The following is a 1399-nucleotide window of genomic DNA, read 5'->3' on the forward strand; positions in this document are numbered from 1 at the left end:
CCTGAAAGAAGCGCTCGACAAAGTTATGCCAACAGAGTGCAGCAGCTATATGCGGCATTCCGGCTATGGCCCAACTTGATCTCGGATTACTCTAGAGTGGCGACCGACAGGCCCATGCCCCCGATCCAGGTCGTTAGGGCTAACCGGGCCTGTGTGCGGTCCGTCACGATCGCGCCCCCGTCCAACCGAGCGTCCAGGCGATAGCCGCGCCGTGCCCGACAGGCGCGACAACTGACCGCCGTCGCGTGCACGGGCGTGCCGCAGGCTGGGCAGGGCGTGGCGACGGTGTCCGTCCGTTGCCGGCGCGCCAGGGCGGGCACGTGCCCCCTGTGTCCGCGTGGGCCGAACCAACGAGGGCCTGTCCTCAGGCGCATGATCAGACCGGCCAAGTCTGCCCACAAGACCACGAGGATCCCGGGGCCGGCCACCAGGAGAAAGCCCTCAATCCACAGCGGTCCGAGGGTTGGCCCAGGGGTCGACCAAGACGCGTGAGAGCCGGTCACAAGCACATGGATCTGGGCCAGGGTCAGGCTGGTGACACCGAGGAGAAAACCCGCGACCTGTCTCCTGAGTGCCGCCTTGCCGAGCATGCTTTCGACGACATCAAGACCATACGCCCGCCGCGCGCCGCAGGTCGGGCATTCGGTCGTCTCGTCGTCCACGTCGGTCAGGCAGTTAGGGCACTTCATGGGGCATCATCCGGCCATGCGCGGTCATAGGACACCCCGTGGGGACCCCGAGCGCTCCATGCCCCGAGACCCTGAGGTTAAGTCCATGCTATAGGCGAACGACATGTATGGCGAGTGTTTCGTGTCTCGCACAAGCGAACAAAGACGCACCTTTAGCGGCATTGACGGGGTCGGTCGCTGATGTCCGGCCGTCTACCCCTGCCAGCCCTCGGGCGGATACCAGACCCGGCCGCGCACCAGGTAGAAAATGAACTGAGCGGCGGCCAGCAGCATCACGAACACGAAGATCCCCAGGAGCCAGATCACGGTGTCGTTGATCGGCCATGTGTAAAGCATGGGCGCGATGAAAACGCCGATGCCGATGATCAGCACGGCGGCGATTCCGCCCCACACCTTGAGCTTGCCGCCCACCCGGCCGCGCCGGTCCATGAAGTAGCCACGCCGGGCGCCGCAGGTCGGGCAGCCCGTCGCCTTGTCGTCCACCTCGGTCTTGCAGCCCGGGCACTGCACGGCGATCCTCCATCGCTGGATGAGTCCTGGCGCGGCCAAGTGTCCACGCAACGTGACACACAGTGCGCAAGCCGGGGCCGGGTCGTCAAGCGGAGGATACACGGGCCAGCAGTTCTCAGGATGGGGTTGGAGTGTGTCGCAACCGGGTCTGGTGATTGAAGGGACAGGTGAGGAGGGGCGGGCTCAGGGTGGCTGGGGCG

General features: G+C 65.6%; 2 protein-coding genes. Both read right to left on the reverse strand.

Going from position 1 to position 1399, the window contains the following annotated elements:
* Nucleotides 1-86 precede the first annotated feature (86 nt).
* Nucleotides 87-689 carry a hypothetical protein gene (locus GGD89_RS19600; protein ID WP_184049232.1) on the reverse strand — a complete coding sequence of 201 codons (603 nt, stop codon included), beginning with the start codon at nt 687-689 and terminating at the stop codon, nt 87-89.
* Between the two features lie 192 nt (nt 690-881).
* Nucleotides 882-1199: a DUF443 domain-containing protein gene (locus GGD89_RS19605; RefSeq protein WP_184049235.1), complete on the reverse strand. Its 318-nt coding sequence runs from the start codon at nt 1197-1199 to the stop codon at nt 882-884.
* Between the last annotated feature and the right edge of the window lie 200 nt (nt 1200-1399).

Source organism: Roseospira visakhapatnamensis (genome assembly GCF_014197915.1).
GTDB lineage: Bacteria > Pseudomonadota > Alphaproteobacteria > Rhodospirillales > Rhodospirillaceae > Rhodospira > Rhodospira visakhapatnamensis.